The organism is Actinomadura madurae (assembly GCF_047130825.1).
GTDB classification, from domain to species: domain Bacteria; phylum Actinomycetota; class Actinomycetes; order Streptosporangiales; family Streptosporangiaceae; genus Spirillospora; species Spirillospora madurae.
The window spans coordinates 2898890-2922488 of the sequence record NZ_CP083237.1 but is presented as its reverse complement, the minus strand read 5'-3'; the positions used below and the strand labels follow the sequence as shown (position 1 = coordinate 2922488).

24 protein-coding genes and 2 pseudogenes are annotated in these 23599 nt (G+C 71.8%); 18 read left to right on the top strand and 8 right to left on the bottom strand.

Translation table 11 applies throughout. The features are described from left to right. Positions 1-20: 20 nt before the first annotated feature. From K8Z49_RS13190 to K8Z49_RS13160, 7 genes and pseudogenes are all read left to right on the top strand, one after another. Complete coding sequence (locus K8Z49_RS13190; RefSeq protein WP_021597783.1) at positions 21-686, top strand: GTP cyclohydrolase II; 666 nt, start codon at positions 21-23, stop codon at positions 684-686. Further along, entirely contained in the window at positions 683-1513 is an 831-nt protein-coding gene (locus K8Z49_RS13185) for a CDP-alcohol phosphatidyltransferase family protein (protein ID WP_412518986.1), read from the top strand. Before K8Z49_RS13190 ends, K8Z49_RS13185 begins: the two co-directional genes overlap by 4 nt. Continuing rightward, positions 1470-2441 carry a zinc-dependent alcohol dehydrogenase gene (locus K8Z49_RS13180; RefSeq protein ID WP_412518984.1) on the top strand — a complete coding sequence of 324 codons (972 nt, stop codon included), beginning with the start codon at positions 1470-1472 and terminating at the stop codon, positions 2439-2441. Before K8Z49_RS13185 ends, K8Z49_RS13180 begins: the two co-directional genes overlap by 44 nt. A gap of 25 nt (positions 2442-2466) precedes the next feature. Continuing rightward, on the top strand, positions 2467-2865 hold the full coding sequence (locus K8Z49_RS13175; RefSeq protein ID WP_021597780.1) for a 6-pyruvoyl trahydropterin synthase family protein: 399 nt from the start codon (positions 2467-2469) through the stop codon (positions 2863-2865). Continuing rightward, positions 2862-3974, top strand: a complete 1113-nt coding sequence (locus K8Z49_RS13170; RefSeq protein ID WP_412518982.1) for a glycosyltransferase family 4 protein — start codon at positions 2862-2864, stop codon at positions 3972-3974. The genes K8Z49_RS13175 and K8Z49_RS13170 overlap by 4 nt, the downstream gene beginning before the upstream one ends. Then, positions 3971-4879, top strand: a complete 909-nt coding sequence (locus K8Z49_RS13165) for an SAM-dependent methyltransferase (protein ID WP_412518980.1) — start codon at positions 3971-3973, stop codon at positions 4877-4879. The genes K8Z49_RS13170 and K8Z49_RS13165 overlap by 4 nt, the downstream gene beginning before the upstream one ends. Then, positions 4879-5670, top strand: a pseudogene (locus K8Z49_RS13160) (lysylphosphatidylglycerol synthase domain-containing protein); the annotation flags it as partial. The gene K8Z49_RS13165 and the pseudogene K8Z49_RS13160, both read left to right, overlap by 1 nt. Positions 5671-5673: 3 nt before the next feature. On the opposite strand, the gene K8Z49_RS13155 reads toward K8Z49_RS13160, so the two are convergent. Both K8Z49_RS13155 and K8Z49_RS13150 read right to left on the bottom strand, forming a co-directional pair. Next, on the bottom strand, positions 5674-6435 hold the full coding sequence (locus K8Z49_RS13155; RefSeq protein ID WP_412518978.1) for a creatininase family protein: 762 nt from the start codon (positions 6433-6435) through the stop codon (positions 5674-5676). Between the two features lie 52 nt (positions 6436-6487). Next, a pseudogene (locus tag K8Z49_RS13150) lies at positions 6488-7021 on the bottom strand (phosphatase PAP2 family protein); the annotation flags it as partial. Positions 7022-7309: 288 nt separating this feature from the next. Between K8Z49_RS13150 and K8Z49_RS13145 the strand changes: the two are divergent. Beyond that, positions 7310-7873: a DUF1349 domain-containing protein gene (locus tag K8Z49_RS13145; RefSeq protein ID WP_021599534.1), complete on the top strand. Its 564-nt coding sequence runs from the start codon at positions 7310-7312 to the stop codon at positions 7871-7873. Between the two features lie 55 nt (positions 7874-7928). Continuing rightward, positions 7929-8891, top strand: coding sequence for an alpha/beta hydrolase (locus K8Z49_RS13140; RefSeq protein ID WP_412518976.1), 963 nt, complete (start codon positions 7929-7931; stop codon positions 8889-8891). Position 8892: 1 nt separating this feature from the next. On the opposite strand, the gene K8Z49_RS13135 is transcribed toward K8Z49_RS13140, so the two are convergent. Further along, on the bottom strand, positions 8893-9765 hold the full coding sequence (locus tag K8Z49_RS13135) for an NAD(P)-dependent oxidoreductase (RefSeq protein WP_021599532.1): 873 nt from the start codon (positions 9763-9765) through the stop codon (positions 8893-8895). A 155-nt stretch (positions 9766-9920) separates the two neighbouring features. Here K8Z49_RS13135 and K8Z49_RS13130 point away from each other — a divergent pair, with 155 nt between their 5' ends. The 4 genes from K8Z49_RS13130 to K8Z49_RS13115 all read left to right on the top strand — a co-directional run bounded on the left by K8Z49_RS13130 (position 9921) and on the right by K8Z49_RS13115 (position 13020). Further along, on the top strand, positions 9921-10424 hold the full coding sequence (locus tag K8Z49_RS13130; RefSeq protein WP_021599531.1) for a hypothetical protein: 504 nt from the start codon (positions 9921-9923) through the stop codon (positions 10422-10424). A gap of 1006 nt (positions 10425-11430) precedes the next feature. After that, positions 11431-11784, top strand: a complete 354-nt coding sequence (locus tag K8Z49_RS13125) for a hypothetical protein (RefSeq protein WP_024936503.1) — start codon at positions 11431-11433, stop codon at positions 11782-11784. A gap of 84 nt (positions 11785-11868) precedes the next feature. After that, positions 11869-12099 (top strand): hypothetical protein, encoded by a 231-nt coding sequence (locus tag K8Z49_RS13120; RefSeq protein ID WP_412518973.1) that lies wholly within the window; start codon positions 11869-11871, stop codon positions 12097-12099. Between the two features lie 258 nt (positions 12100-12357). Further along, positions 12358-13020 carry a DNA alkylation repair protein gene (locus K8Z49_RS13115; RefSeq protein WP_412521048.1) on the top strand — a complete coding sequence of 221 codons (663 nt, stop codon included), beginning with the start codon at positions 12358-12360 and terminating at the stop codon, positions 13018-13020. Positions 13021-13042: 22 nt separating this feature from the next. On the opposite strand, the gene K8Z49_RS13110 is transcribed toward K8Z49_RS13115, so the two are convergent. Next, positions 13043-14398 carry a DUF222 domain-containing protein gene (locus K8Z49_RS13110; RefSeq protein WP_412518971.1) on the bottom strand — a complete coding sequence of 452 codons (1356 nt, stop codon included), beginning with the start codon at positions 14396-14398 and terminating at the stop codon, positions 13043-13045. Between the two features lie 771 nt (positions 14399-15169). Beyond that, entirely contained in the window at positions 15170-15835 is a 666-nt protein-coding gene (locus tag K8Z49_RS13105; protein WP_412518969.1) for a class I SAM-dependent methyltransferase, read from the bottom strand. Positions 15836-15997: 162 nt separating this feature from the next. Here K8Z49_RS13105 and K8Z49_RS13100 point away from each other — a divergent pair, with 162 nt between their 5' ends. Further along, complete coding sequence (locus K8Z49_RS13100) at positions 15998-16498, top strand: winged helix-turn-helix transcriptional regulator (RefSeq protein WP_021596887.1); 501 nt, start codon at positions 15998-16000, stop codon at positions 16496-16498. A gap of 254 nt (positions 16499-16752) precedes the next feature. Here the strand turns inward: K8Z49_RS13100 and K8Z49_RS13095 are convergent, their stop codons facing one another. Further along, a complete protein-coding gene (locus tag K8Z49_RS13095; protein ID WP_412518967.1) occupies positions 16753-17373 on the bottom strand; it encodes a hypothetical protein in 621 nt (206 codons plus the stop codon). A 739-nt stretch (positions 17374-18112) separates the two neighbouring features. Further along, entirely contained in the window at positions 18113-19234 is a 1122-nt protein-coding gene (locus tag K8Z49_RS13090) for an ROK family protein (protein WP_412518965.1), read from the bottom strand. 173 nt (positions 19235-19407) lie between these two features. Here K8Z49_RS13090 and edd point away from each other — a divergent pair, with 173 nt between their 5' ends. The 4 genes from edd to K8Z49_RS13070 are packed head-to-tail and all read left to right on the top strand — an operon-like array spanning position 19408 to position 23428. After that, entirely contained in the window at positions 19408-21219 is a 1812-nt protein-coding gene (gene edd / locus K8Z49_RS13085) for a phosphogluconate dehydratase (protein WP_412518963.1), read from the top strand. Beyond that, on the top strand, positions 21216-22379 hold the full coding sequence (locus K8Z49_RS13080) for a glucokinase (RefSeq protein ID WP_412518961.1): 1164 nt from the start codon (positions 21216-21218) through the stop codon (positions 22377-22379). Before edd ends, K8Z49_RS13080 begins: the two co-directional genes overlap by 4 nt. After that, positions 22376-23002 (top strand): bifunctional 4-hydroxy-2-oxoglutarate aldolase/2-dehydro-3-deoxy-phosphogluconate aldolase, encoded by a 627-nt coding sequence (gene eda, locus K8Z49_RS13075; protein WP_075020283.1) that lies wholly within the window; start codon positions 22376-22378, stop codon positions 23000-23002. Before K8Z49_RS13080 ends, eda begins: the two co-directional genes overlap by 4 nt. Positions 23003-23038: 36 nt before the next feature. Further along, positions 23039-23428: a PPOX class F420-dependent oxidoreductase gene (locus tag K8Z49_RS13070; RefSeq protein WP_075020284.1), complete on the top strand. Its 390-nt coding sequence runs from the start codon at positions 23039-23041 to the stop codon at positions 23426-23428. Here the strand turns inward: K8Z49_RS13070 and K8Z49_RS13065 are convergent. Continuing rightward, positions 23409-23579 (bottom strand): hypothetical protein, encoded by a 171-nt coding sequence (locus tag K8Z49_RS13065; RefSeq protein WP_177287635.1) that lies wholly within the window; start codon positions 23577-23579, stop codon positions 23409-23411. The two genes, K8Z49_RS13070 and K8Z49_RS13065, sit on opposite strands and share 20 nt — an antisense overlap. Between the last annotated feature and the right edge of the window lie 20 nt (positions 23580-23599).

Below are 23599 nucleotides of genomic sequence, written 5' to 3'. Positions count from 1 at the left end.
GGAGCCGAGGAAGGGGAGCGATGCGGGACCAGGGCATCGATGAGAAGGACATCGCGGAGGCGGACCTCCGGACCAGGAGGGGCGTGTTCCGCGCCGTCGCGTTCCGGGACCCGGTCGACGGGCAGGAGCACATGGCGCTCGTGCGCGGCGACGTGCGGGGACGCGAGAACGTGCTCGTCCGGATGCACTCCGAGTGCATGACCGGGGACATCTTCGGCGCGACGCGCTGCGAGTGCGGCGACCAGCTCGGCGCCGGCCTGGACGCGATCGTCCGGGAGGGCGCGGGCGTCCTGGTCTACCTGCGCGGGCACGAGGGACGCGGCATCGGGCTGGTGGCGAAGGTCCGGACCCACATCCTGCAGGACGACCAGGGCCTCGACACCGTCGACTCCGCCACGGCGATCGGGCTGCCGGTGGACGTCCGCGACTACGGTCCGGCCGCGCGCATCCTGCACCACCTCGGCGTCGGGTCGGTGCGGCTCATGTCGAACAACCCGGTCAAGCTCAGCGCGCTGGAGTCGTACGGCGTGCCCGTCGCGGCCCGCGTGCCGCTGCTCGTCCCGGTCAGCGACGACAACGTCCGCTACCTCACCGCCAAGCGGGACCGGCTCGGGCACGACCTGCCGCAGATCGACGTCCCCGCCGCCGCGCTCGGCGACGCGCCGGTCAGCGAGGTGCGCGGATGACGCGGCCGGCCACGTTGACCCGGCCGGTCGCGGTGCGGCCGCCCGCTGCTCCGCCGCCGCGCCGGCCCCGGCTCACCCGGGGGTCCGAGCTGGCCGCCGCGGTGGCCGTCCAGCTCGCGCTGCTGGCGCTGCTTCGTCCCGGCTACGCGGGCCTGGCCGTGGGCGTCCTGTACGCGCTGGCGTCATGGGGGATCCTCGGCATGGCGTTCCGGCGGCGCCGGACGCTCGGACCGGCCGATCATGTGACGCTCGCCCGGGTCGTGCTGACCGGGGGTGTCGCGGCGCTGGTCGCGGGGCATCTCACCGGTGGGGGGAACACCTGGGCGCTGGTCGCCGTCGCGTCGCTGGCCCTCGTCCTGGACGGCGTGGACGGGCAGGTCGCCCGGCGCACCGGGACGGCGTCCAAGCTCGGCGCGCGGTTCGACATGGAGACCGACGCCTTCCTGGTGCTGGTGCTCAGCGTCGAGGTCGCGTGGTCCGCGGGGGCGTGGGTGCTGGCGATCGGGGCGATGCGGTACCTGTTCGGCGCGGCGGCGTGGGCGGCGCCCTGGCTGCGCGCCGACCTGCCGCCGAGCGTCGCGCGCAAGGCCGTCGCGGTGGTGCAGGGCGTGGCGCTGGTCGTCGCGGCGGCCGGGGTCGTCCCGCTGTCCGGCGCGCTGGTGGCGGCGGCGCTGGGGCTGCTGGTGTGGTCGTTCGGACGGGACGTGCTGTGGCTGGTCAGGCGGCACCGTGCGGCCCGTCCGGACGGGCACGGCGTTCGGGGGACTCGGGGGAGGAGCACGGATGGAGCGCGAGGCGCGCGCCTTCTGGATCCGGTCGCCCGGTAAGGGGGAGATCCGTGATCTCGTCCTGCCGGAGCCGGGTCCCGGCGAGGTGCTGGTCCGGACCGTGTTCTCCGGCGTCAGCCGCGGCACCGAGGCGATCGTGTTCCGCGGCGGCGTCCCGCCGAACCAGCACGCGATCATGCGGGCGCCGTTCCAGGACGGGGCGTTCCCGGGACCGGTCAAGTACGGGTACCTGAACGTCGGCACCGTCGAGGACGGGCCGCGCGAGCTGCTCGGGCGGACGGTGTTCTGCCTCTACCCGCACCAGACCAGGTACGTCGTCCCGGCGAGCGCGGTCAGCGTCGTCCCGGACGGGGTGCCGCCGGGGCGCGCGATCCTCGCCGGGACGGTGGAGACCGCGGTGAACGCGCTGTGGGACGCGGCCCCGCTGGTCGGCGACCGCGTCGCGGTGGTCGGCGCCGGGATGGTCGGCTGCTCGGTCGCCGGGGTCCTCGCGGGGTTCCCCGGCAGCCGCGTCCAGCTCGTCGACACCGACCCGTCCCGGGCCGGCGTCGCCCGCGCGCTCGGCGTCGAGTTCGTCCCGCCCGAGGAGGCCGCCGGCGGCTGCGACCTGGTCGTGCACGCGAGCGCCACCGAGGCGGGCCTCGCCCGGTCGCTGGAGCTGGTCGCGCCGGAGGGCGAGGTCGTCGAGCTGAGCTGGTACGGCGACCGGCGGGTCAGCGTCCCGCTCGGCGAGTTCTTCCACTCGCGGCGGCTGACCGTCCGGGCCAGCCAGGTCGGCGCGATCCCGCCGTCGCGCCGGTCCCGCCGGACCTTCGCCGACCGGCTCGCGCTGGCCCTGCGGATCCTCGCCGACCCGGCGTTCGACGCGCTGATCACGGGGGAGAGCCCGTTCGGGGAGCTGCCGCAGGTCATGCCGCGTCTCGCGACCTGTGAACTTTCCGCCCTGTGCCACCGAATCACCTACTGAGACACACCCTGACTGGAGGCCGTCGTTGTTCGCACTCACCGTCCGCGACCACGTCATGATCGCGCACAGCTTCCGCGGCGAGGTCTTCGGACCCGCGCAGCGGCTGCACGGCGCCACGTACGTGGTGGACGCGACGTTCCGCCGGGCGGAGCTGGACCCGGACGGCCTCGTCGTCGACATCGGGCTCGCCACCCGCGAGCTGGGCGGGGTCCTGGGCGGGCTGAACTACCGCAACCTCGACGACGAGCCGGACTTCGCCGGCGTCAACACCTCGACGGAGTTCCTCGCCAAGGCCATCGCCGACCGGCTGGCCGACCGGATCCACGCCGGCGAGCTCGGCGAGAACGCGCGCGGCCTGTCCGGCCTCCAGGTGACGCTGCACGAGTCGCACGTCGCCTGGGCCAGTTACGAGCGTGACCTGTGACCGTGAACGAGGCGGCGGCCAAGCCCGCCGGGAGGGCCGGGGCGCGCGAGATCTGCGTGGTCGTCCCCGGCGACATCGACGAGGCCGGGAACCCGAGCGGCGGCAACCGGTACGACCGGCGGGTGTGCGACGAACTCGTGAAGTCGGGCCGCCCCGTCCGGGAGCTGGCCGTCGCCGGGACGTGGCCGCGCCCCGGCGAGACCGCCCGGACCGAGCTCGCGGAGGCGCTCGCGGCGCTCCCCGACGACTCCGTCGTCCTGCTGGACGGGCTGGTGGCGTGCGGGGTGCCCGGGATCGTCGTCCCGGAGGCGAGGCGGCTGCGGCTGGCCGTCCTCGTCCACCTGCCGCTGGCGGACGAGCCCGGCCAGGCCGACCTCAACGCCGGCGAGCGCGCGGTGCTGGAGGCGGCCGGGGCCGTCATCGCGACCAGCCCGTGGGCGAAGGACCACCTCATCGCCCACCACGGCCTCGAACCGTCCCGCGTCCACGCCGTCCCGCCGGGCACCGACCCGGCGCCCCTCGCCGCGGGCACCGACGGGGCCGGCCGCCTGCTGTGCGTGGCGTCGGTGACCCCGCGCAAGGGGCACGACGTCCTCGTCGAGGCGCTCGCCGACGTGGCGCACCTGCCCTGGCACTGCCAGTGCGCCGGGCCGCTCGGCCGCGACTCCGGCCACGTCGCGACCGTGCGCCGCCTCATCGGCGGGCACCGCCTCGACGACCGCGTCGAGCTGGCCGGGCCGCTGACCGGCGCGCCGCTGGACGACGCCTACGCCGCCGCCGACCTGCTCGTCCTCGCCTCCCGCGCCGAGACGTTCGGGATGGTGGTGACCGAGGCCCTCGCCCGCGGCATCCCCGTCGTCGCCACGGCGGTGGACGGCGTCCCGGACACGGTCGGCTGGGACCCGGTCGGCGCCGTCCCCGGCATGCTCGTCCCGCCCGACGACCCCGCCGCGCTGGCCACGGCGCTGCGCCGCTGGCTCGTCGAACCCGAGCTGCGCGGCCGGCTGCGCGCCGCCGCCCGGCTGCGCCGCGGCATGCTGCCCGGCTGGGACGACACCGCCCGCCGCCTGGCCACCGTCCTGACCCGCCTGCGCAGGGAGGCACGATGACGGAGCGAAGCGAGGGCATCGGTGCGGCTTTTGCCGGGGGGCGTGGGGGGTCGTCCCCCCACAATGAGGCGCTGACGGAGATCGAGAACTTCTCCGGCGAGGAGCGGGCGGACGCCTACGCGCCCTCGTGGCTGGCGCTGCGGGAGACCGCCGACGCCGCCGCGCGGGCCTCGGAGCTGCTCGACCCGCTCCGGGCCGCGCTCCCGCCGGACGGGCCGCTGACCATCTGGGACCTCGGCTGCGGCACCGGCTCCCTCGGCCGCTGGCTGTCCGGACGGCTGCGCGGCCCGCAGCACTGGATCCTGCACGACCGCGACCCGGGCCTGCTCGACCTGGCCCGCGCCAACGCCTACGTCACCGCGGACGGGACGCCCGCCACGATCGAGACCCGCGCCGGAGAGCTCGGCACGCTCCGCGCGTCCGACCTGGTGGGCGTGTCACTGGTCACCGCGTCCGCGCTGCTCGACGTGCTCACCGCCGCCGAGATCGAGGCGATCGCCGCGGCGGTGGCCTGCCCGGCCCTGCTGACCCTGTCGGTCGTCGGGCGCGTCCGGCTCTCCCCGTCCGAGCCGCTCGACGCCGAACTCGCCGCCGCCTTCGACGCCCACCAGCGCCGCGCCGGGCTTCTCGGCCCGGACGCCGTCACCGCCGCGACCGCGGCGTTCGGGCGCCGCGGCGCCACCGTCCTGACGCGGCCGAGCCCGTGGCGGCTCGGCCCCGGGCAGGCCGCGCTGACCGCCGAGTGGCTGCGCGGCTGGGTCGCCGCAGCCGTCGAGCAGCGGCCGGACCTCGCCCCGCCCGCGGACGGCTACCTCGCCCGCCGCCTCGACGCGTGCGCCGCCGGGCGGCTCACCGCCGAGGTGCACCACCTCGACCTGCTCGCCCTCCCCGGGAGTCCCCAGTGATGTCCGCCCCAGTGATGTTCAACGCCGTGAAGAAGTCCTGGCCCTGGCTGCGCCTGCTCATCGGGCTGGGCATCCTCACCGCGCTCCTGTGGTGGCACAGCACGGACGCGTTCGTGGACGCGCTCCACGCGATCGACACCGGCGCCGTGGTGATCGCCCTCGCCGTCGGCCTGGCGACCACGGTGCTGAGCGCGGCCCGCTGGTGGCTGGTCGCCCAGCGCCTCGGCCTGCACCTGCCCCTGTCCGCCGCGGTCGCCGACTACTACAAGGCCCAGTTCCTCAACGCGGTCCTGCCGGCGGGGGTGCTCGGCGACGTGCACCGCGCCGTGAGCCACGGCCACCGCTCGGGCGACGTGGCGCGCGGCGTGCGGGCCGTGTTCCTCGAACGGATCGCCGGGCAGGGCGTCGCCGTGGTCGCGGGCGTCCTGGCCCTGTTCGCCCACCCCGCGCTGCTGTCGGCGATGGCTCCCGCGCTGCTCCCGGCGGGGGTGGTCCTCGGCGTCGTGCTCGTCCTGGCCCGGTGGCGTCACCGCGCTCTGACCTCGACGTTCGCCGACCTGCGCGCCGTCCTCGGGGCCTGGCCGAGCGTCGTGGCCCTGTCCGTCGCCGCCCTCGCCGGGCACCTGGCCCTGTTCGTCGTCGCCGCCCGCCTGGTCGGCTCGACGGCCCCGCTCCTCACCCTCCTGCCGCTGCTGCTGCTGGCGCTGCTGGTGATGGTGCTGCCGGTGAACGTCGGCGGCTGGGGGCCGCGCGAGGCCGTCCTCGCCCTGGCGTTCGGCGCCGCGGGGCTCGGCTCAGCGCAGGGCCTGACCGTGTCCGTCGTGTACGGGGTGCTCAGCTTCATCGCGTGCCTGCCCGGCGCCGGCACCCTGCTGCTGAAGCACCGCGAGCACGTCCCCGAACGCCTCGACAAGGCTCCGCAGCGCGTCCCGGCCCTTGTCGGCGCGGGCCAGTGACGGCCGCCCGATGACGCCCGACCCGGTGTAGGCCGCCATCCCGGCGGTCAGCAGGTGCCGCCGGTCATCGGCCAGGTGATCGGCGGTGTCGTACCCGTCCCGGACGAGCTCCGGGTGGGCGTGGAGCAGGATCGACGTCTCCAGCTCCCCGGCGTGCATGTCGCCGACGCCCGTCGTCTCGATGCCGGCCGCCCTCCGCGCCTCCTCCCACTCGTCCATCCCGGGGAAGAGGGCCATGGCGCCGTGCGCCTCCTGGACGACGTTGCCGAGCACGTAGTTGCCGCCGTGCCCGTTGACCAGGACCAGCTTCGGGACGCCCGACCGGCGCAGCGACTCGGCGACGTCCCTGACCACCGCGTGCAGGGTCGCCGCCGAGATGCTCACCGTCCCGGGCCAGCCGGCGTGCTCATGCGAGCACGAGATCGTCACGGGCGGGAGCGTCCGCACCGGGTACGCCTTCGCGATCTCCTCGGTGATCGTGCAGGCGATCACGGTGTCGGTCGAGAGGGGCAGGTACGGGCCGTGCTGCTCGTGGCTCCCCACCGGCAGGACCGCCACCGGGACGTCCGGGACCTCGGTGCTCGTGTGCGTCGGCAACATGGCCCCCACCCTGCCGTACTCGCCCGGCCGCCGAAACCAGCGCCATCGCCCCGGCCAGCAGGACGGCGGCGACGATCCCGTCCGTCCAGTAGTGGTTGGCCGTCACGACCACCACGAACACCGTGACCGGCGCGTGCAGGGCCACGACCCACCGCCACCGGCTCCGCGACACCCGCAGCACCGCGACCGCGACCAGGATCGCCCACCCGATGTGCAGGGAGGGCATCGCGGCGTACTGGTTCGCGATCCCGTCGGCGGCGGCCGGATAGGCCGACGGGCCCACGGTCAGCATCGTGTCCACGGCCCCGATCCCCGCGAGCCGCGGCGGGGCCAGCGGGAACACCATGTGCACCAGGAGCCCGGCCGCCGTCAGCACCACCAGCTCGTTCCGCACCCTCCCGTAGGCTCCGCGATGCCGCACGTAGAGCCAGACCAGCAGCAGCGCCGTCCCCGGGAAATGGACGCTCACGTAGTAGACATTGGCCAGGAACGCCGTGTGGTCCCATCCGAGGGCCCAGTTCTGGACGTCGACCTCGTTCGGCAGCCACGTCCGCTCGAAACCCCACAGCCGGCGCGCGTTCGACATCGCCTGGCCCGGCCCGTGCTCGACCAGCGTCCGGCCCCACTTGTAGAAGGCGAACAGGACCGCCAGCAGCCCCACCTCGGTGACCAGGGGCCGCGTTCGGCCCCGCATCACCCGTCCCGCCACCGCAGTGCTCGCCATCCCGGTCCTCCCCGTACCCGTCGTCCGCGTCCAATCACAACCCTCGCGTCCGACACTTCTCGGGGCATTGGGTCCAGCCACCCGGTCCGTGGAGGGAAAGCCCCTCACCGGGGGTGGAGGTAGCCCCACCCCTCCCGTAGATTCCGGTGTGTGATCACCGGCGACTGGCTCAACCCGCCCCCGTCCGTCCGGGACGACGGCTCCGCGCTCCTCGTCACCGCCGCCGCGGGCAGCGACTTCTGGCGGACGACCTCCTACGGCTACGACCGCGACAGCGGCCACGCCCTGCTGTCCCCGTTCGGCCCCGAGGCGGCCGTCGAGGTGTCCTTCCTCGCCGACTACGACCACCAGTTCGACCAGGCGGGCCTCCTCGTCCGGCTGGACGAGACGACCTGGATCAAGGCGGGCGCCGAGTACTGCGACGGCGCCCTCCAGTTGGGCGCGGTGGTGACGCGCGGCGTCTCCGACTGGTCCTCGTTCCCCGTCCCGTGGACGGGCCGTGAGGTGACGATCCGGGCCAGCCGCAGCGGCGACGCGGTGACGATCCGCGCCCGCGCCGGCGACGACCCCTGGCAGATGATCCGCCTGGCCCCGTTCCCGCCCGCCGTCGAGGCCGCGGCCGGCCCCTACTGCTGCGCCCCCGAACGCGAGGGCCTCACGGTCCGCTTCACCCGCGCGGCCCCGGCTCCCCCCGACGAGGCCCTCCACCCGTAGATACCCAAGCACTTACTTGCTAGGCTCCTCCGGGCACGGCGGGAGGGGACGGGGCATGGCGGTCGCGGCGGTGATCGAGGAGCGCCCGGGATGCGGCCGGGGCGCGCGGCTGGTCGCCCGCCTGATGCGCCGCTTCATGCGCCCGCTCGTCACCCGGCTCCCATGGACCCCGTTCACGTTGCGCTTCGCCCCGCTGCTCGACCTGGCCGCGGCCCTCCTCGTGCCGCCGCGCGGCACCAGGGTCACCAAGGTCGACGGGCCGGGCTGCGCGGCCGAATGGGTCCGGGGGCGCGGCGTGCCCGCGGACTCCCGCCGGGTGATCCTCTACTTCCACGGCGGCGGCTTCGTCGCCTGCGGCCTGCGCACCCACCGCCGCATGATCGCCCGCATCTCCCAGGCCGCCGGCATGCCCGTCCTCTCCGTCGCCTACCGCATGCAGCCCCGCGTCACCATCCAGACGTCCATCGACGACTGCGTCGGCGCCTACCGGTGGCTCCTCGACAGCCGCGCGCCGGACGACATCGTGATCGCCGGCGACTCCGCGGGCGGCTACCTCGCCTTCATGGCGCCGATCCACGCGCTGCGCACCGGCCTGCCCCGCCCGGCAGGGATCGCCGCGCTCTCCCCGTTCACCGACCTGGACATCGACGTCAAGATCGCGCACGCGAACGCCGCCCTCGACCCGTTCATCCCGGCGCCGCGCTTGCGGGACATGGTCCGCACCTGCTTCCCGGACGCCGACCTGACCGACCCGTGGCTCTCCCCGGTGCACGCCGACCTGTCCGGCCTGCCCCCGACGCTCATCCACGTCGGCTCCATCGAGGTCCTCCTCGCCGACGCCGAGCTGATGGCCGAACGCCTCGGCGCCGCGGGCGTCCCCTGCACCCTCCAGATCTGGGAAGGCCAGGCGCACGTCTTCCAGATCTTCGCCGACCTCTCCCGCGAGGGCCTGACCGCCATCAAGGAGATCGGCTCCTTCGCCCGCCGCACCACCTCGTCCCACACCCGGGCTGCATAATTCAGATAGAACGCCGGAAATGCTCGACCAGCCGCGAGTAGCTGTCGTCGCCGTGCCCCCGCCCGACGGCCTTGGCGACGAGACCAAGCGTGTACTCGGGCAACTCGGTATCGATCCCCCGCGCCCTGCTCTCCCGGACGAGATCCTCGATCGACGGCAGATGATGCCGGAGCGCCCCGTACGGTGTCGCGTGCTCGCCCCGGTCGACCTCCCCGGCGATCACCGGCAGGAACCCCGAGAGCGCCGAAAGCGCGGGATCGGCCCGCTCAAGGAAGTCCTCCAATCGGACACCCTCGTCGGCCAACGCCGCCGCCCCATGCAGGAACCCGTTGAGCAGACCCCACATCGTCCCGTGGACGGCCATGCCGTAGAGGACGGCCACCCCGGGATCGCCGGACACCAGGGGCGCGTGCCCGCTCAGCAGCCCCAGCGCGGCCCGGTGGCGCTCGTAGACCGCCTCCGCGCCCGCGTAGAAGATCGTCGCGTCCGGATGCCCGATGCCGGGCGCAATGGTCATGATCTGCCCGTGCAGATACCCGGCGCCGGCTGCCCGCTCGGCCACCCTCCTCACCTCGGCGGACGTCCCGTCGGTGAGATTGACGACCGCACGCCCGGCCAGCGCGTCACCCGCCTGCCCGAGAACGTCTTCCGCGACCGAGGCCCCCTTCACGTTGACCACGACGACGTCCGCCTCGCCGACGGCCTCGCGGACCGTCGAGCCGAGCTTCGCCCCCTTGGCGACCAACCCCTCGCCCTTGCCAGGCGTGCGGTTCCACACCGTGGTCGGATGCCCGCCGTCCAGAAAGGCACCGGCCAGCGCCGAACCCATCTCCCCGAGCCCGAGCACGGCCACACGCACGTTGCCGAAAGTCATGAAGATGCTCCTCTCTACGATCGGACGCTCACGCTAGAACCTCAACGCAACTTGAGGTCAACCGACCCGATTGCCGTTCTTGGCCCGTTCTCGTCCCACCTTTTACGGGGGTTCATGCGACGCTCGACGGGCCGCACCGACCGCCTGGGGGGCTGATGAAGGCGCTGCTGAACTCGCTGAACGAGCCCGAGAAGGCTCTCGTCCGGGAGACCGGGAGCGCCGAGCTCTCCTACCTCACGGAGGACGGCCTCGTGGACCTTCACACCCGGATCCGCCGCGCCCGCAACAAGTACAGCAAGCTGTACCGGCGCACCGCGAGCGACCGCGTCGCCGAACACGGCGGCCGTGGCAAGGCCCGCCCGAAGAACACCCGCGACGCCCAGAAAGCCGAGGTCTTCGAGGACGCCCTGGCCCGGGTGAGCTGGTACCTGGCACGAGCCGCACGGCGCAGCGCCTCCGAACTGAAGGCCGAACGCATCGCCGCCGCCAACCCGTCCCGCACACCCCCACCCGCCCCCGGCACCCCAGAACCCGAGCCCATGACCCCCCAGACCACACCCCGCCGCAGACCAACAACAGCCGACCCGGCCCTCAACCGCCGCCACGCCGCCACCCGAGCCAAGGGCGCCCGCCGCCAGTCCCACCGCGACACCCGCTAACGACTGGGCCATAGTCAGCCGCACGGTCCAAGATCAGCGTTCCACCACTACGGGACCGTCAACGAGGCCACGAGGCAGTACACAGAACACATATGGCTACATCTCGGGATCATGCAGAGCGCCGGGACCCTGGTCGGGATGAATTGAGTTGGTCGTCCTCCAAGGAGCCGTGGCCACCGGCGGCCCGGCGCGAGACCTGCGAGTTGGCCCAATGCCGATACGTCTTGCCGGGCGCGGTGCCCCTCTGGGCATGGGGCACGGTGTCCATCACTTGCTCGACCTGCGGGTCCCGGCCGAACCGAGGCGGCGCAGGACGTCCTTGACCCCGGCGGGCAAGCTGGCAGCGTCACGAATGCAGCCCACGCGGCACAGGCGGGCTCCCGGCGATGACCCGACTGCTTTGCGACAGCCTTCTAGAAGATCTCTGTAAGGCCGTCGAACCCATGGGCCATCGCCGTTTGGCGCCGTTGCTCCAGCGAACCGGTGATGACCATGGAGTGCGTTGCGGCGGCTTGTGCTGGCTTATGGCGGACGGTTAGCGGAGCTCGCCGGAACGCATGGCGGGGCGGTTGCTGGTTCGCGAGGGGACTCGGCGGGCCAGGCGCTGGACGCGGTCGCCGAGAGTCTGACCGGGCTGTTGGATGACGTGGTGAGGCGTGGGCGCGTCGGCGCTGAGCGGGGTAGCGGCGGTGCCGTGGTGATAACCGAGCGCGGCGGCGCGGGTCTGGGTGACCTGGACGCCGAGGCGCGTAGTGCTGGCGGAGGGCGCCGGGGATGAGCGGCCGCCGGGAAACAACCAGTCGGCGTCAGGGTTGGTCGCGGTGTTCATTGGTGGCGCGGTCGGCGTAACAGCCGAGGATATGTTCGATCAGCGGCTCGGGGCATCGGATCCGCCCGAGTCGCGCCAGCCATGTAGCGACCTCGCTTGTGCAGATCGTTGGTTGGTCTGTTCCGGTCTGTGGTGATCCTGTAGCTTTGCGCAGTGATCATTACTAGGAGCGAGCGGATGACCACGTTGGTCCGGTGGCCGCTTGTAGCGGCCACCGTCGTGCTGTTGTCGGGCGCATGCTCGTCCAATGACGAGCCGCACACGCTCACCTTCGAAGTCGAGGGCGAGGGGACTGTCACCATGACTTACGTCATCAACGGCCGTTCAACGACCGAGCCGCAGGTGACGCTCCCCTGGCAGAAGGACATCAAGCTCACCAAGCAAGGCGAGGACACCTGGAGCCTCGTCATGAAGCGCGAGGGCGAAGGCTCGCTGAGTGCGGTCGCATATGTCGACGGCCAGCCCCTTACCCGCACCGCGGGCTCGGGCTCAGGCGGTGGCACCAGCCGGCTCAGCGGCTCCGTCCGCTGAGCCAACCGCCCATAGCTGCCGCCCTGCTCGGTTCCACCCCCACACGCACGCCGCCGACACGGCGATCTCCTTGAGGAGAACGGGATGCGGATTGAGTCGTCCGCTGCGGAGCCTGTTGATGGTGGACATCGCCCGTTTAGTCCGCCGTCCCATTTCTTCAAACGAAATTCCGCGCAGATCCATCAGCCTGGTGAAAACTCTTCCGAATGGATGCGGCTCTGGCTAGCCGGCAGGCGCGTTCGCCGGGCGGAGGACCACGTCACCCATCTTGGCATGGGATCCGAGCAGTTGATCGTGAATGAAGTAGGACGGTGAGATGCACCGGGTCCGGAGGATTCTTTTGACCCCGATAAATGATGCCGGGCCAGTACGTCAGTGCCGCGATCACGTCTGCCGTAAGCGTGCGGTTGGCAGTCTCCATGACCTCACCTTCCCACCAGTCGTACACGTGTGGCAGCGGGCGCGGGCCGCCCTGGATTCGTTCCCCCGGTCCTACAGCTCGGTCTGACGGGGGACGGCTCTCGGCGTACGCTGAGGCTCGCGTGTGGTGGGCGGGAGGTTGCTGTGGCCGAGATGACAATGACCGAGGTGATGGCCGAGCTGGCCGCGCTTGAGGATCCGAAGGCGCGCGAGGTGAATGAGAGACACGGTGACGATCACGGTGTGAACCTCGGCAAGTTGCGCGCGCTCGCGAAGCGGTTGAAGACGCAGCAGGAACTCGCGTGCCGGCTGTGGGAGACGGGGGACAGTGCGGCGAGGCTGCTGGCGATTCTGATCTGCCGGCCGAAGGCGTTCGAACGTGACGATCTGGACGTCATGGTGCGCGATGCGCGCACGCCCAAGGTGCACGACTGGCTCGTGAATTACGTGGTGAAGAAGAGCCCGCACTCCGAAGATCTTCGGCTGGCCTGGTTCGCCGATCCAGATCCGGCGGTCGCCAGTGCCGGTTGGGCGCTGACCACCGAACGCGTGGCGAAGAATTCCGAGGGCCTTGACCTCGCGGGACTGCTCGACGTGATCGAGGCGCAGATGAAGGACGCCCCGGAACGCCTCCAGTGGGCGATGAATCACTGCTTGGCTCAGATCGGGATCGAGCACGCTGAGCACCGCTCCCGCGCGATCGACATCGGTGAGCGGCTGGAGGTGCTCAAGGACTACCCGACATCCCCGGGGTGTACGTCTCCGTTCGCGCCCATCTGGATCAACGAGATTGTGCGCCGTCACCACGATCAGTGAGAACGTCCGGCTGGGCGTCGGGTTACTGTCGGGTGGGAAGGGTGATGTGCCAGCTTCCCGATGGGGTTGTCCAGATCAGGAGGCCTGGCCAGGGCTGGATCAGGGTCCAGCCGGGGGACTGTTTTGTCCGGTGATGTCGCCTGCAGAGTGGGGCGAGGTTGCACTGGCAGGTGAGTCCCTGGCCCCAGGGGACGGTGTGGTCGAGGTCGCAGCGGTTCGACCGTCGGTTGCAGGTCGGGAAGACGCAGGTTGCGTGGCGGGCCTCGATGAGGCGCCGCATGGCCGCCGGTGGGCGGTAGCCGCTGTGGCCGTGCCGGTCGCCGGTGGCATGGCACCAGCTCTCGCGAAGGCCGCGCAGTTGGTCATGCATGTCCTGGACGGCCCGGTTGATCAGGAAGGGCAGGGCGTTGGTCCGTCCCGTGGCGCGGGCGTGTGTGAGGATCTTGCTGAACCGCTCATCGGCCATCTTGGCGAGGGTCTCGACGATCGTCGCGTCTGGAAGGGTGACCGCTGCGGAAGCGACGGCCGTAGCTCGCGGCGGCTCGACCTGCCGGGCGTCGGACGCACGCGTGGCCTCGGGGAACGACGTTCCCTTCAGGAGTTCCTTGGCGAGGTCGGCGCGGATGGCGTGGAGAGGGCGCACATCGCCGTCCGCCTTCAGGCCCCGCGCGACGGCGACGATCTTGTTGAAGATGGCGTGGGCCTCGGTCGTCTCCAGACCGGTGAGAGTCAGGTCGGTGGTGCCTTCGAGGGTGTCCCAGACTTGCAGGTCACGGCGGCGGACGGCCTCGCGCTTACGCTCTTCGAGGCGTTCAGGGGCGAACTTCTGCACGATGCGCCGTATGCGGCGGCGAAGCTGGCCGGTGGTCTGGTCGGGCGCCTTGTCCAGGACGGCGGTTTCGACCCGCTCGGGGAGGCCGTCCAGAAGCCCGTCGGTGAGGTCGCTGATGACGCGGGTCTTCGGCAGGTCGATCCGGCCGGTCTCCAGGGCCTCGCGCGTGGCCGGCAGGTCGTTGGCGAGTCGGTCGGCGAGGTGGACCAGTGTGGCGGCCGCGTCGCCGGTCACCGCGAGTGCGGCGGCGACTTCTTCGACGACCGATTCGTGGGCGGACAGGATCCGGTAGTCGGGGCCGCCCTCGGCCTCGTCGGCGAGACGGCGGCGGGACAACTCCGCGATGGCGGCGAGTTCGCGAGCCTGCGCCCATGAGGTCTGACGTCGCGCGGCGGCGGCCACTTCCATGAGTTCGGTGTCCGAGAGTCCGTCCAATCCGCTGGAAAGGCAGATGGCCAACTGCGGGCCTGGCGGAAACCATCCGCGCCCTTCCCACTCACCCACTTCGATGCGCACGTCTTCGGCGATCGTCAGAGCCGTCATCATTGGATCACCCCCTCCCGCTTCACCAAATTCATCTTACCATCTTTGTGGCTCTACGCAGTCATACTGTAGCTCTGAGTCAAAACTTTCTCGCCCCTTCTCTTGATCGTCAAAGCTGAGGCAGTCTTTTTGTCGGAATAGCGTGGTTGAGGCAGGTGGACGGCTGAGCGGGCTCCCGCGGATAGTGCCTACATGTAGGTCACCGTCGGCTGAAGTCACGTTGGTTGTTGTAGGGGCTGGTATTTGAGCTCAAGGGTTGCGGTCCCACCGGGGTTGCGCCCAGAAAGCGCGCCTTCGGCGCGTCGCCGACAACAGCGCGGCCGCAAGGCCGCGCCAGGAACGCAGGAGAGTCGCAAAGCCGCAGATAAAACGAACAACAACCCGCTACCTCAACCAACGTGACAGCAATATGTGGTGAGCGGGACGGGCGTGCAGACGTACAGGAGCGGGCCCAGCCGTCCACTCGCATCAGCCAGGATTCTCGATAAAACTCCACCCGCAGAAGCGGCAAGGCTAAGGCGGGCGCAGACCTCAAGCCCGGAGCCCGATCAACAGACAGCAAGGTGCAACAACCCAAACAGTCGCGCCGACCGTAACTGTCGCGCTGGCGCAAACGTTAAGTCGGCTTCAGGTTCGGGCCTCAACAGCCGCACCAGCAGTTAACGTTGCGCTGAACCCCTTGTCGCTGTGGCAATCCGCAACAAGCCCCACCCGAGATGAGTCCTAGGAGTCAGGATCGCGGAAGGCTCAGGCGGGCGTGGCGCCGTCGGGCGATCAGGTGCGGCGGGCGTGGCCCAGGTAGGTGACGACAGGCGGGCCGTTCGGGTCGAGCTTGAAGTCCACCATCGAGGAGAGTTGGTCGTCGGCGACACGGCCGGCGCGGCGGGCGCGAGTCGCTGAGATCAGCGCGCCGACGCTGCGGGGCTTGAAGGAACAGGTGTCGAGGTTGGTGAGGCCATGGGCGGTCATCCGGTCGGCCAGTTCGGCAGGCGGACGCAGCCGGGCGGCGCTATAGCGGCCGGGAGGCATGATGCGTGTGCCGGGAACGCGCTGGAACATCCCCAGATAGACCAGGCGGGAGATCGGCGTCCGGTTCACGGTGTCGTAGATCAACGTGCTGCCGGGGCGCAGCAATCGGGCGACCGCGGCCAGCACTGCGTCCAGGTCTTCGGTGATCTCGAACGTGTCGGCGCAGTAGACGAGGTCGAACGTCCCCTCTGGCAGGCCGGGGCGCTCGAAAGGCGCGGTGCTGTAGACGACCGCCCCGGAGTCGTCGGACACCCGGGCCAGTGCGGTGGCCTCGGGTGAAGGGTCCACGGACATGACCTCCATCCCCAGGCGGGCCAGCCCCTGGGCAAGGAGCCCCCGTCCACCGCCGATCACGGCGGCGCGCTTGCCGGAAGTCTCGTCCAGAACCTTCGTGACGTACTGCAGGCGCACGTCCTGGAAGACGGCGGCTCGAAGATGGCGTCCGTCAACGCTGCCGGGTGCGGACGAGTCCAGGACCAGGATCGGTGAAGCCACCAGCGCATCCCTCCATAAGTTTCTCAAGGGAACTAACATGCCAAGTTTCCTCGGGGAACTCGGGTAGGATCCAGCGCCGTGACACGTACACCACTGGGCCAGGTCGCCTGCTCCATCGCCCGTGCCACCGACCTGTTCGGGGACGCGTGGACGGCGCTGATCATGCGGGACGTCATCACCGGCGTCACGCGGTTCGACGATCTGGCCCGGGACCTCGGTATCTCCCGTAAGGTCCTGGCCGCGCGCCTGGCGCGTCTGGTCGAGGAGGGCGTGCTGACACGCGAGCGCTACCAGGACCATCCGCCCCGCGAGCACTACCGCGCGACCGCGAAGGGGGAGGAGCTGTACCCGGTCCTGCTGGCCCTCATGGCGTGGGGCGACCGGTGGTATGCCGGTCCCGAAGGCCCGCCGGCGCGCATCCGGCACCTGGACTGCGGGAACGACACCACGTCCGTCCCGTCCTGCGCACACTGCGGCGGGACGCTCACGCCGTCCAACACCACCCAGCTCCCCGGCCCCGGCGGACGCGTCGGCCCAGGCACCCAAGTACTAGGCCCCCTCCTGGCCGAACGCGCCTGAACGCCGGACGTGCTTGATCACCGGACGCGCCCGGCCACTGGACGCGCCTGGCCACCGAGCGCGCTTGAACACAAACGCGTCTGGTCTCGCTGCGCCTGACCACTCGACACCCGCACACTTCGGAGGCCCCGAACGCTAGGACGCTCTGAACACTTCGGAGGCTCCGAATGCTTGGGCGCTCAGAATGCTCGATCGCTCTGAACACTAGGACGCCTGGACGTGCCTGGACGCCCGGAAGCCATGGGGCTTGAGTGTCAGGGTCTCTTCGGCGGGGCGTCCGTGTGGGTGACCGTGGCGTGATAGCAGGTCAGTGACCAGTGGGCGGTGCCGCCGGGTGTGACGGCCATGGTGCCCGTGGCGACGGTGACCTCTCGCGGCCCCGCAAGGTAGAACATGAACTCGTCGAGGCGCTCCAGGGTCCCTTTGTACAGCCAGCAGTTACTCAGAACCTCCTGGCCGTCCAGGAAGGGCAGTTGGAGAAGTCGCTGTGCCCGGGCCGGGAGGTTGCCGAGGATGTCGTAGTCCTCTTGGTTGATGCCGAGGTCAGGCGGGTCGACCGGCATGCTGTCCTCGGGTGGTTCGGTGTCCGAGGGGTAGCCGCCGTCGACCGGCACCCGGTTGAGGGAGCCGGGGGTGAAATCGAAGGAGAAGACGTCGAAGTTGGTCCGGTATGCGGCGAGGCCGCGCTTACCGAAGGTCACCGCCCACGGGAGGCCGTCAGGGCCGAGGTTGGCAATCCAGTCAATGGGTTTGCCTGACCGCCGCTTGAGCCTTTTGCGGGTGCGCTTGGGAATGGTCTGCCAGGTCTCCTCCCGCGTCATTGGCGCGTTGAAGAGCATGTCGCCTGGTTGGTGAAGAGGAACCGACGCGTCCATGGCGCCCCTTTCGGCCTGCCGCCGATTCTAAGCCGTAGCGCCCACGCCACGCCCGCCGTCTACGCCGCCCCCGCCCGTCTATTCCTTGCGTGTTTCTACGCCGTGCGTCGCCGGCTATGCGGCGCCTGTCGGCTATGCCGCGCTGGCTGCGCGGCGCCTGTCGGGCCCGCGCATGCCGATGCACCTCGAAACACGAGGGACGCTCGGTGATCTTTTCGTCTACCTCAAGCCACCGGACCCATCCGGGCAGCATCCGCTGCGGCGGATACACGTACACCCCGGCCACCACCACGCTGATGGCCCCCCGCCACGGCCAGTGCGGCGTCCAGGACGTCCGGGAGGTCCGAGACGATCAAGGAAAGGGCCGTCCACGCCGCGAATATCAGACCGAACCGGCGAACCATGTGGCGGCGAGCAAGCGAGTACGCCCACTTAAAGATGGGATTGCCGTGCCAGGACCGGCTGCGCGGCGCCTGTCGGCTATGCCGTGCGTGTCGGCTATGTCGGGGCTCGCCGTCTCTGCGGCGTCGGCTGGGTGGTGCGTGTCGGCTATGTCGTGCCTGTCGACTACGCCATCCCGCCGTCTCTGCGGCGCCGTCTATGTCGTGCCTGCCGGCTACGTCGCGCCCGCTGTCTATCCCGCGCTGTCTACCGCCGTGCGTGTCGGCTGCGCGGTGCGTGTCGGCTGCGCGGTGCGTGTCGGCTGCGCGGTGCGTGTTGGCTGGGTGGTGCGTGTTGGCTAAGTGGTGGCGTCGATGGCGGTGGGGGAGAGGATGTGGTCGAGGACCATGGCGGCGCAGCCGGTGAGGCCGGCCTGTTCACCGAGGCGGCTGGGCTCGATGCGGAGGTTGCGGGTGGCCAGTGCGGTGGAGCGCTGGTAGACGACCTCGCGCAGTCCCGCGATCAGGGGCTCGTCGGCGCCGACGAGGTCGCCGCCGAGGACGACGACGGCGGGGTTGAGCAGGTTGACGGCGGTGGCGACGACCTCGCCGATGCGGCGGCCGGCGTCGCGCAGGAGGGCGACGGTGGCGGGGTCGCCCGAGCGGGCGAGGGCGGCTAGGCCGGGCAGGTCGTCCGCGGGGGAGCGGGCGAGGAGCGCGGTGCCGCCCGCGATGGCCTCGACGCAGTTCACGTTGCCGCAGCGGCACGGCGCCTCGTCGGGCGAGGGGACGGGAACGTGGCCGATCTCCCCGGCCGCGCCCAGGGCGCCCCGCTGGATGCGGCCGCCGGCGATGACGCCCGCGCCGATGCCGGTCGAGACCTTGACGAACAGCAGGTCGTCGACGCCGGGGTGGGCCTGGTGCTCGCCGAGGGCGGCGGCGTTGACCTCGTTGTCCAGGTAGGCGGGGACGCCGAAGCGGGCGGAGATGGGCGCGCCGATCTCGACGGCGTCCCAGCGTCCGGCGACGTGCTCGACCGCGTCGGGGACGCCGAGGCCGACCCCGCGCACGGAGGACGCGTCGATGCGGGAGGCGGACAGCAGCGACGTCCACTGGTCGAGGAGCCGGGGGAGCGTCTTGCCGGGGGACACCTCGGCGGGCGGCCCGTCGGCGCGGGCCAGGATCGTCCCCGCGAGGTCGCAGACGGCGAGCTGGCCGCGCGACTGGCCCAGGTTCGCGACCAGGACGGTGCCGCCGGCGGCGTTGAACGCGAGCCGCACGGGGGGACGTCCGCCGGTGGACGGCCCGTCCCGGTGCTCGGCGACGAGGCCGCGCGCGATGAGGGAGGCGACGCGGGACGCCACCGCGGGACGGGACAGCCCGGTGATGCGGCCGAGGTCGGCACGGGTGGCGACGCCGTCCTCGCGGATCAGGCGGAGGATGTCGCCGACCGTGGAGGGGCGGGTGACGGGGCGCGGCATCCGGCCAGTCAAGCACGCGCCCCTTCAGCCAGTCCACTTGGCGCAATCGACCGACTTATGTCATTCAAAGTTCATAAGTACGGTTGATCGGATGACCGATGTCTCGATAGCTTGGCGAGGACGATGACGATCTAGAGATCCCCGGTCGTGGAAGTTTGGAGCAGGAGCGTTTGATGGCTGTGCATCCCGTGCTGGCGGCAGTGACCCGGCGCGTCGTCGAGCGGAGCGCCGGGCCGCGCGGCGCGTACCTGGAGCGGATCCGCGACGCCCGGACGGAAGGCCCGGTGCGCTCTGGGATGGGCTGCGCGAACCTGGCGCACGGCTTCGCCGCCTGCGGCGTCCAGGACAAGCTGTGGCTCCGCGGCGACGCCACGCCGAACATCGCCATCGTGTCGTCGTACAACGACATGCTCTCCGCGCACCAGCCGCTGAAGGACTACCCGGACCTGCTGAAGGCCGCGATCCGCGCCGCGGGCGGCACGGCCCAGTTCGCCGGCGGGGTGCCCGCGATGTGCGACGGCATCACGCAGGGCCGCGCCGGCATGGAGCTGTCGTTGTTCAGCCGGGACGTGGTGGCGATGGCGACGGCCGTGGCGCTGTCCCACGACATGTTCGACGGCGCCCTGCTCCTCGGCGTGTGCGACAAGATCGTCCCGGGGCTGGTGATCGGAGCGCTGTCGTTCGGGCACCTGCCGGCGATCCTGGTGCCGGCCGGGCCGATGGCGTCCGGGCTGCCGAACGGGGAGAAGGCGAAGGTCCGCAAGCGGTTCGCGGCCGGGGAGATCGGGCGCGAGCAACTGCTGGCCGCCGAGGCGGCGTCGTACCACTCGCCCGGCACCTGCACCTTCTACGGGACGGCCAACTCCAACCAGCTCCTCATGGAGGTCATGGGCCTGCACCTGCCGGGGGCGAGCTTCGTCCCGCCGGGGACGAAGCTGCGCGACGCCCTGACCGAGGCGGCCGGCAAGCGCGTCCTGCAGCTCACGGACCTGGCCGGCGGCTACACGCCCATCGGCGAGTTGCTGGACGAGCGCGCGTTCGTGAACGGCGTCGTCGCCCTCCTCGCGACGGGCGGCTCGACCAACCACACGCTGCACCTGGTCGCGATGGCTGCGGCGGCGGGCATCGAGCTGACCTGGGACGACTTCGACGAGCTGTCCAAGGTCACGCCGCTGCTCACCCGCCTCTACCCGAACGGCACCGCCGACGTGAACCACTTCCACGCTGCGGGCGGCACCGCGTTCCTCATCGGCGAGCTGATCGACGCCGGGCTCCTGCACGAGGACGCGCGGACGGTCGGCGGCGACACCCTCGCCGCGTACCGGAACGCGCCGGAGTTCGCCGATGGCGGGGTCGAGTGGCGGCCGATCGGCGGAGGATCGGGCGACACCGACGTGCTGCGCCCGGTCGCCGAGCCGTTCGACTCGCACGGCGGCCTGCACACCGTGCGCGGCAACCTGGGAAGGGCGGTGATCAAGGTGTCGGCCGTGCGGCCGGAGCACCGGACGATCGAGGCCGCCGCCCGCGTGTTCGACTCGCAGGAGCAGCTCCAGGAGGCGTTCGCCGCAGGGGAGCTGGACCGGGACGTCGTGGCGGTCGTCCGCAACCAGGGGCCGCGCGCCAACGGGATGCCGGAACTGCATCGGCTGACCCCGCCGCTGTCGGTCCTCCAGGACCGAGGGCACCGCGTCGCGCTGGTGACGGACGGTCGGATGTCGGGCGCCTCTGGGGCGGTGCCCGCCGCGATCCACGTGTCACCGGAGGCGGCGGCGGGCGGGCCGCTCGCCCGCGTCCGCGACGGCGACATCGTTCGGCTCGACGCGGACGGGGGGCTCCTGGAGGTCCTCGTCCCGGAGGACGAACTCGCCGCCCGCGAGCCCGCCGCCGGGCCGCCCGACCAGACGTGGGGCACGGGACGCGAGCTGTTCCGGTCGTTCCGCCACGCGGTCGGCCCGGCCGAGCGCGGCGCGGGGGTCTTCTCATGAGCCAGTGGCTGGTCGCGGACGTCGGCGGGACGAATGCCCGGTTCGCGCTGGTGGACGGCCCGGAGGGCCTCCCCGCCCACGTGGAATCGCTACCCACGCGCGACTATCCGGGCCTGGCGGAGGCCGCGGCCGACTACCTCAGAAGGCACGCGCCCAGCGCGAAACCGTCCGCCGCGTGCCTGGCGGTGGCCGGACCCGTGGGGAACGGCACCTTCCGCCTGACCAACGCCGGCTGGCCGGAGGGCACGCCAGAGGCGGTGCGCGCCCACCTCGGCCTGCCGTACCTCGACATCATCAACGACTTCGAGGCCCTCGCCCTCGCACTCCCGCGCCTGGGCCCGGACGACCTGATCCCCGTCGGCGGGGCCCAGCCGAAAGCGGGCGCGCCGATCTCGGGTGCTCGGATCCCGGGCGCTCGGATCCCGGGCGCTCCGCTTGCGGGTGCGCCGATCCCGGGTGCGCCGAAAGCGGGTGCGCCGAAAGCGGGTGCTCCGATCTCGGGTGTGCCGATCCCGGGTGTGCCGATCCCGGGTGTGCCGATCCCGGTTGCGCCGCTCGCGGGCGCTCCCACCCCGGGTGCGCCGCTTGCGGTCGTCGGGCCCGGTACGGGGCTCGGGGTGGCGGGTCTGGTGCCGACCCCGTCCGGCTGGGTGCCGGTTCCCGGCGAGGGCGGGCAGGTCGACATCCCGGCCGCCACCGAGCGGGAGATCGCCGTGGCGCGGCTGCTGCGCGCCGAGAAGGGCGCGGTCACCGCCGAGTACCTGCTGTCCGGCGCGGGGCTCGTCCGCGTCCACTGCTATCTGGCGACGCTCGACGGCGAGCCGCAGGAGGAACTTATCCCGCGGCAGATCTGCGAGAGGCAGGACGACCCCCGCTGCCGGGAGACGCTGGAGATGTTCTGCGCGCTGCTCGGCTCGCTCGCCGGCAACGCCGCCCTGACCCTCGGCGCGCGGGGCGGCGTCTATCTCGGCGGCGGGATCCTGCCGCGCATCGTGGACGTGCTGCGCGGCAGCGCGTTCCGGGCCCGCTTCGAGGGGAAGCCTCCCGTCGAGGACTACATGCGCGCCATCCCGACCGCCCTCATCGTCCACCCCGGCCCGGCCCTGGTCGGCGCCACCGTCCGGCTCGCCCAGAGCCTGCCAGACCTGGAGCCCGCATGATCGCCGAAGAGCTGTTCGACCTCGTGCCCGTCATCCCCGTCGTCGTGCTGGACGACGCGGACGCCGCCGTCCCGCTGGCCCGCGCCCTGGTCGAGGGCGGGCTGCCGGTGATCGAGGTGACGCTCCGCACGCCGGCGGCGATCGCGGCGATCACGCGGATCGCCGCGGAGGTCCCGGACGCGGTCGTCGGCGCCGGGACGGTCGTCCGTCCCGAGGACGCCGAGCGCTCGGCCGCCGCCGGGGCGAGGTTCCTGGTCAGCCCCGGCTGCACGGCGCGGCTCCAGGCGGCGATGGTCGCGACGGGCCTGCCGTTCCTGCCGGGCGTGGCGACCGCGTCGGAGGCGATCGCGCTGCTGGAGGGCGGGGTCACAGCGATGAAGTTCTTCCCCGCGGAGGCCGCGGGCGGGGCCGCCTACCTGAAGTCGCTCGCCGGGCCGCTGCCGCAGATCCGGTTCTGCCCGACCGGCGGTGTGAGCCCGCGCAACGCCGCGGACTATCTCGCGCTGAAGAACGTCGGCTGTGTCGGCGGGTCCTGGCTGACCCCGGCGGACGTCGTCCGCGACGGCGACTGGGACCGGATCCGCAAGCTCGCCGCCGAGGCCGCCGCCCTCCGGGCGCGGTGATGTCACATCCGGAGGCGGCGCCCCCGTCTCCTGGATATGAACACCACATCGACGCTTGAGAACCTGAAGGCGCAGCGCACCGTCCGGCTGACGACCTACCGCAAGGACGGCACGCCGGTCGGGACGCCCGTGAACATCGTCGTCCTCGGCGACCACGCGTACTTCCGCACCTACGACCAGGCCTTCAAGACCAAGCGGCTGGCCCGCAATCCCGAGGTGGAGATCGCGCCGAGCACCTTCAAGGGCGAGGCCACCGGCCCGGAGACGCACGGCCGCGTCCGGCTGCTCAGCGAGGAGGAGTCGAAGCCGGTCCGCAGGCTGCTGGCCCGCAAGCACCCGCTCCTGCAGGGGTTCGCGGTGCCGCTCTTCCACAAGATGAAGCGTTACCGGACGCTGCACTACGAGGTCACGATCGACGAGGGCTGACCGCGCAGTGCGGGCACGGGCCCGCGACGAGGCCGCGCCCGCCGTCGTTCGGGACGAGGTCCATGCGCAGCCTGCCGCAGGCGCAGCGGGTCCAGACCACGACTCCGTCGCTGGTGAGATGCCGGGACACGAGGGTGTTCTGCTGTGTCATGGCACCAGTCTGCGGTCCGC